At 43.4% G+C, this 6,910-nt stretch carries 7 protein-coding genes; 5 read left to right on the forward strand and 2 right to left on the reverse strand.

Features of this window, described 5'->3' with window-relative positions; genetic code table 11:
• The first annotated feature begins 4 nt into the window (after positions 1 to 4).
• The 5 genes from IQ244_RS20565 (at position 5) to IQ244_RS20585 (ending at position 5,297) form a co-directional block, all read left to right on the forward strand.
• A complete protein-coding gene (locus tag IQ244_RS20565) occupies positions 5 to 229 on the forward strand; it encodes a hypothetical protein (RefSeq protein WP_193897508.1) in 225 nt (74 codons plus the stop codon).
• Positions 226 to 621, forward strand: coding sequence for a type II toxin-antitoxin system VapC family toxin (locus tag IQ244_RS20570; protein WP_228059034.1), 396 nt, complete (start codon positions 226 to 228; stop codon positions 619 to 621). Before IQ244_RS20565 ends, IQ244_RS20570 begins: the two co-directional genes overlap by 4 nt.
• 5 nt (positions 622 to 626) lie before the next feature.
• Entirely contained in the window at positions 627 to 2,981 is a 2,355-nt protein-coding gene (hsdR, locus tag IQ244_RS20575; RefSeq protein WP_193897511.1) for an EcoAI/FtnUII family type I restriction enzme subunit R, read from the forward strand.
• 223 nt (positions 2,982 to 3,204) lie between these two features.
• Positions 3,205 to 3,471: a hypothetical protein gene (locus IQ244_RS20580; protein WP_228059035.1), complete on the forward strand. Its 267-nt coding sequence runs from the start codon at positions 3,205 to 3,207 to the stop codon at positions 3,469 to 3,471.
• 62 nt (positions 3,472 to 3,533) lie between these two features.
• Positions 3,534 to 5,297: an IS1634 family transposase gene (locus IQ244_RS20585; protein ID WP_228059036.1), complete on the forward strand. Its 1,764-nt coding sequence runs from the start codon at positions 3,534 to 3,536 to the stop codon at positions 5,295 to 5,297.
• Here the strand turns inward: IQ244_RS20585 and IQ244_RS20590 are convergent.
• The gene (locus IQ244_RS20590; protein ID WP_193897512.1) at positions 5,229 to 6,020 is read right to left on the reverse strand and encodes an IS5 family transposase; all 792 of its coding nucleotides are present in this window, start codon (positions 6,018 to 6,020) and stop codon (positions 5,229 to 5,231) included. The two genes, IQ244_RS20585 and IQ244_RS20590, sit on opposite strands and share 69 nt — an antisense overlap.
• A 36-nt stretch (positions 6,021 to 6,056) precedes the next feature.
• Entirely contained in the window at positions 6,057 to 6,758 is a 702-nt protein-coding gene (locus IQ244_RS20595) for an integrase catalytic domain-containing protein (RefSeq protein ID WP_228059037.1), read from the reverse strand.
• Positions 6,759 to 6,910 lie beyond the last annotated feature (152 nt).

The raw sequence follows: 6,910 nt of genomic DNA on the forward strand, positions 1-6,910 counted from the left end.
ATTTATGCTGCTCCAGAAAATTATCCAAGAACTGCAAGACATCCCCGAAGACAAACTCGCAGAAATTTATGATCTGATTCACTACTTTCGCTTAGGTTTAAATCGGGAAACTGCCCAACCTCTGACGGTGAGCGAAGTCGAACCGCGTACCCCAGGATTACTAACGGGAAAACTCAGCGACGCTTTTTTTGAACCCTTACCGGAAGAAGAACTTCAGCAATGGGAATGAGCTACCTGATTGACACACATATTCTATTATGGTGGCTCTTTGATGACCCAAAACTCGATACTGAATGCCGAGACATCATTCGCAACCCCGATAATCGCATTTTCGTGAGTAGTGTTTCTGCTTGGGAAATTGCCACTAAATACCGCATCGGTAAACTACCTGAAGCAAAACAACTCGTTGAGCAATATTCACAGATATTAAATCGGGCAAGATTTATCGAACTTGCCATCACCTCAGCCCATGCACTTAGAGCCGGAAGTCTACCAATTGCCCATCGAGATCCCTTTGATCGCATGATCATGGCTCAAGCGGAACTCGAAAGTTTACCCGTCATCACTTACGATACAGCATTCCAAACTGGACTAATTCAGGTAATTCCCGACCACAAGTAAAGATTATGAACGAAGCCGAAACCCGTGCCGAACTAATTGACCCCGCACTCAAAGCCGCAGGCTGGGGAGTTATCGAAGGTAGTCGCATCCGCCGCGAAGTTATTGCCCCTGGTAGATTAATTGGCAACGGTAGACGCGCTCAATCAGACATCGCCGATTATGTCCTAGTTTATCGTGGTGAAAAACTCGCAGTCATCGAAGCGAAAAAACGCGACCTACCAGATACCGCAGGTTTAGGACAAGCCAAAAAATACGCCGAAAAGTTGCAGACTCGATTCGCCTACTCTACAAATGGCATCGGCATCTACCAAGTAGATATGCACACAGGGGCAGAAGGCTACATCAAGCAATATCCCACCCCGGATCAGCTATGGGAAGCTACCTTTAGCGAAAATAATCAGTGGTGCGATCGCTTTGCTGCCATCCCCTTTGAAGACAAAAGCGGCACATGGGAAGCCCGTTATTATCAACACAATGCAATTAAGCACGTTCTAGAAGCCATCTGCCAAGGACAAAACCGGATTTTATTAACGATGGCAACTGGTACAGGTAAAACCTTCATCGCCTTTCAACTCGCCTGGAAACTCTTTCAAAGTCGTTGGAATCTTAGCAGACAACCTACCCGTCGTCCGCGAATTTTGTTTTTAAGCGATCGCAATATCTTAGCCAACCAAGCCTATAACTCTTTCTCTGCCTTCCCTGACGATGCCTTAGTCCGCATCGATCCCGAAGCCATCAAAAAACGGGGTCGAGTCCCCAAAAATGGCAGTATCTTTTTTACGATTTTCCAGACTTTTATGACTGGAAGGGACGACGCTGGCAATCCTACGCCCAAATTCAGCGACTATCCCCCTGACTTCTTTGACTTCATCATCATTGATGAATGTCACCGAGGCGGAGCTAGTGACGAAAGCACCTGGCGGGGCATTTTAGAATACTTCTCCCCAGCAGTACAACTGGGACTGACTGCTACTCCTAAACGAAAAAACAACGCAGACACCTACGCCTACTTCGGCGAACCAGTCTATACCTACGCCCTCAAAGACGGCATCAACGACGGGTTTCTGACTCCCTTTAAAGTCAGGCAAATCGAAACTAACCTAGATGAATATATTTACAGCAGTGAAGATGAACTGCTCGAAGGTGCAGTAGACGAATCCAGAACCTACACTGAAGCTGACTTCAACCGCATCATTGAAATTGCAGAGCGCGAACGCTACCGGGTACAACTGTTCATGGAAGAAATTGACCAGAATCAAAAAACTCTGGTGTTTTGTGCCAACCAACCCCATGCTCTAGCTGTGCGGGATTTAATCAACCAAATGAAGATTAGCAGTAACCCTAATTACTGTGTCCGCGTCACCGCCAATGATGGGAAACTAGGCGAACAACACCTCAGCAACTTTCAAGACAATGAGAAGAATATCCCTACCATTCTCACCACCTCCCATAAGCTCTCCACTGGCGTTGATGCCAGAAACGTGCGTAACATTGTGCTGATGCGCCCCATCAACACGATGATTGAATTTAAGCAGATTATTGGTCGCGGGACTCGCCTATTTGAAGGGAAGGATTACTTCACCATTTATGATTTTGTCAAAGCCTACGAACGCTTCGATGATCCTGAATGGGACGGCGAACCCCAAGAACCTGTTGTAGTTAAAATTTCCAAAGGTGGGGAGCAATCAGGTAAATACAATGTCTCCACAACAGATAGTGGTATAAATAGAGGCAAAAGTAGAAACGAAAGTACAGAAGATTCCCGCCCCCAAACCATCAAAATAAAACTCGGTGACGGCACAGAACGCACCCTTCAGCACCGGATATCTACCAGCTTCTGGAGTCCAGACGGCAAACCCATGAGCGCCGCAGAATTTGTAGAACGTCTGTTTGGTGAAATTCCTGAACTATTCACAGATGAAGGCGAATTAAGAGCAATCTGGAGTCGCCCTGACACCCGTAGAGCTTTATTAGAAGGACTGGCAGAGAGGGGCTATGGGGAGGAACAACTCACAGAAATTAGCCGCCTGATTGATGCCGAGAAAAGCGATTTATATGATGTGCTGGCTTATATCGCCTATGCCTCTCCACCCATGAGCCGTCGAGAGCGTGTCCTTGCTCACAAGTCCTTAATCTTCTCGCAGTATCTCGGCAAACAGCAAGAATTTCTCGACTTTGTACTGGAACAATACATCAAAGCAGGGGTGGGGGAACTCGATCGCACTAAATTACCTCAACTGTTAGAGTTGAAATATCATACCGTTCGTGATGCTGTTGAAGAACTAGGAAGCGTTGCAACTATCAGTCAAGTATTTATCGGGTTTCAGCAGTATTTGTATTTACAGAACATAGCAGCTTAATTAGACCAATCAATATAATTAAGCACACCAGTAAGGCGATTAATTTAAAACTACATAACTATAACTAACAATGGCGATCGCCTCTCAAAATGGCTGTGCTGTGGAATGATGGATACTGTGAATGAGTAGGCGCAGCCTGTCGTAAACATCGCTATATTGCTAGATTACGCATTAAATGTATAATTATCTAGTTTTTCGTGTATTTACTGGTTAAAACAATTAAATGATTACTGTTACACCAGAGGAAATTACCCAGTTTCGCAGCCAGTTAGCTGATAGTCCAGAAGCTTTAGAAGCTTTGGATGCAATAGAAGAGTGTAAGGGGAATCTGGAAGCAGCAACACAGTTAATTGCTGTTGAGACAACAGATGCACAAGTGATTTTGAGAGCAGATTCCAATTTTTTAGAGAAATTAGCCCAAAAACTCAGCCACACCATTTGTCAGGAAGAATTTGACGACTCCCGGTTCGCTCATTTTTTGAGGACTTAGGAAAATAAGTATACCGAAAGACATATTTCCAAAAATGAGTAAATCGGTATAGGTTCAGAATTATGGCAACTGAACCCATAATTACAAACGAAAGAGTCGATGATATACCCGTACTTCTGACACAAATACAGAAGATGGGGATAGGCAAGTTAATCGATAAGCACTTTCCGACACATGGAAATTGGCAAGGTGAGAGTTTGGGGAGCGTAGCGGTAATTTGGTTAACACACATATTATCGCAAGCAGATCATCGTTTAAATCACGTCCAAGGCTGGGCTTCCAAGCGTTTGGAGACTTTAAAAACACTGATGGGCGATTCCTTAGAGGAATTAGACTTGACGGATGATCGGCTAGAAGCGGTATTACGCTACCTTAATTGTGATGACTCCTGGTCTGTATTTGCGTCAGAACTAGGGAGTAATTTGCTGTGTGTCTACGATCTCAAACCAGAACAGGTACGTTTGGATAGTACAACAGCATCGAGCCACTGTGGGGTAAATCCCGAAGGACTATTTAAATGGGGACATAGCAAAGATCATCGTCCGGACTTGGCACAAGTCAAAATAATGTTATCGACATTAGACCCATTAGGGATGCCAATTGCAACGGAAATCTTGTCAGGGGAAAAAGCCGATGACCCGTTATATATTCCAGCCATAGAAAGAGTACGTTTAACAATAAAACAGTCAGGATTACTATATATTGGTGACTGTAAAATGGCATCAATTGGGACGAGAAACCATATTGTGTCGGGTGGTGATTTTTATCTATGTCCTTTAAATGCCAAGCAATCGCCAAGAGAAAAATTAATAGAATATCTTCAACCAGTTTGGGATATAAAACAAGAGTTGACTATTATAAATTACGATTATGCAGACGGAAAAACTAAAGATATTGCTGTTCGCGGAGCGTCCCGCAGGGAAGGATTTGAACTAAAATTCCTCCAAAAACTAGAGATTGACGAGCAAGGAATATCTTGGGAAGAGCGACAATTAGTAGTACGTTCATTTGCCATTGCACACACAGAAGAAAAGTCTCTACGCGAACGTATACAGAAAACTTCCGATGCTCTCGAACAACTCAAAATACCTCGGCGTGGCAAGAAAACACTCACCTCACCTGATGAGTGGAAATCATCTGTAGCAGCTATTTTTAAACGTTATCGAACTAATAGTTTATTTAAAATTGATATTCAAACCCAACGAGTTAAAAAAGCTAAAAGGCGATATTTAGAACGCCAACCTCAAATAGTAGAAGAAGTTTCGTTTCACCTGGATTTTAGAATTGATGAAGATGCGCTTCGACAACAAGTTCAACTGTTAGGGTGGCGTGTCTATGTCACTAATAAACCTGAGTCTCAACTGACTTTGAAGCAAGCAGTTCGTGCTTATCGAGATGAGTACTTAACAGAACGAGGATTTGCTCGACTTAAAGGCTTCCCTCTCTCTTTAACTCCGATTTATTTACAACGTGAAGACCATGTTACTGGTTTAATTCGACTACTTTCAATTGGTTTGCGAGTGTTGACCCTTTTAGAGTTTCAAGTTCGTCGCCATCTGGAGAAGAATCAACAAAAGATTGCTGGACTTTATGTTGGTAATCCTCAGCGAGAAACAGCGCGTCCTACTGCTGAACTTCTTCTTAACGCATTTAAAGACATCACACTGCTGTTGATTGAGGTGAAAAATGAACTTTATGCCCATTTAACTGCTCTTTCACCCTTAGAGGATGTTTTAAAAGTCCAAGTAAGTCAAAATTTATGCGAGTCGTCGAACCATAATACGTATCATCGCAATATAAATAAAAGTCTCGGAGGTTTGTGGTAGGCGTTCATAATCTTTACTCAAACGTCGACACCAGTTAAGCCAACCAAAAGTTCGCTCTACCACCCAACGCTTTGGTAAATGAACAAAACCTTTCTTCTCTAATGGTCGAAGCACAATTTCCACAATCCATCGAAACATATCCATGATCAGGCGCAGAAATTCCTCACCCCTGTACCCGCCATCCATCCAAATAGTATGCAAACGTTTCACCTGATTTCCTGTATCATGAACTCGTTTGAGGACAAGTTTAGCTCCTTGACGCTCTGGAAGACTGGCAGATGTCACTAAAACTCGTAAAACTAGCCCTAGCAAATCAACTGTCAAATGTCGTTTGCGCCCGTGTATGTTTTTACCTGCGTCATACCCTACATCAATAGATATCATTGTTGCTGTTTCTACTGATTGACTATCCACTGCTGCTTCCGATGGGCTAGGTTCACGTCCTGCGGCTACCCGTACCCACTGGTAAAGTTTGTCATGAATTAAAAGCCATGTACCATCTTTGTGCCAACGGCGAAAATAACCATAAACTGTTGACCATCCAGGAAAATCCCCTGGTAATGCTCTCCATGTGCATCCCTGACAAAGTACATACAAAATCGCATTTACTACAGCATAAATCGATACTGTGCGGGGGCGACCACTTGGTTTTGGGCTGGGAAATAGTTCCGCAATTAATTCCCACTGCTCCCATGTCAGATTGTTAGGATATGCTTTAGTCATTTGCTCACAAGGTGCTGATATCTTCAATCTTTCAGCTTAAGCCTTGTGAGTTTTCTTACAATAGCCCCCCACTTTTAAAACATCCTCTAATGGTCTTTTTTGGACATTGGAGCCTTTATAGCCAGGTAGCATTGACAAAACTTCTTTATTTGCTTTGTCAAACAGGCTTTCAATTAGACCTTCTTGCTGTGGATAAGCACGTAACCGTAGTTGAATATTCAAATCCATTGCAATTCGTCGCAAATGCCCCGATCTAAATTCCTTGGCTCGGTCTGTGACAATATATTCAGGCAGGCCCGCAAGCATCCACTCATGTTGTATTTGGTAATCAGGCGGATACTGTTTGGCTAAAATCGCATGACGCAGGGCTAGTGCTACTTCATGAGACCCTGCTGCCTCAAAGCCCAGATAGAACCCCATTGCACACCCGGAATAGCTATCGATGACCACAGTAATGTAGAGACTGCCAGCTAGTTCTAAATTCTCATCTACTAATAAACTGTCTAAACGAGTATGGTCTATTTGCCAGACTTGATTGCTGCGCTCAACTACTAACTCTCCTGCCGTTGTCTTAATTACAATCCGAGAACCTTGCCCTGGATGTCGGACTTTTTTCTTTTCGACTAAGGGAGCTAGCACTTGATAAACAAAAACATGGCTTGGGTATTCACTTTCTTTCAACCCTAATTCCAATTCGGCGTGTCCCTTCACCTGGTTGTAAACTTGGTTGCGATTCATGCGACGGCTATTTTTATTGCCATCTCTATAGAACCCATTTGGGATCTTTGACGACGAGCTAAGATCAAAAATAAATGCCATATTCCAGTAGCGATTAGCGACAAAGAGTGGGAACTTATAGAGCCATTACTACCGCAAAAGAAGAAAACCAA

The organism is Nostoc sp. LEGE 06077, assembly GCF_015207705.1.
In the GTDB taxonomy this organism is placed as follows: Bacteria; Cyanobacteriota; Cyanobacteriia; order Cyanobacteriales; family Nostocaceae; genus Nostoc_B.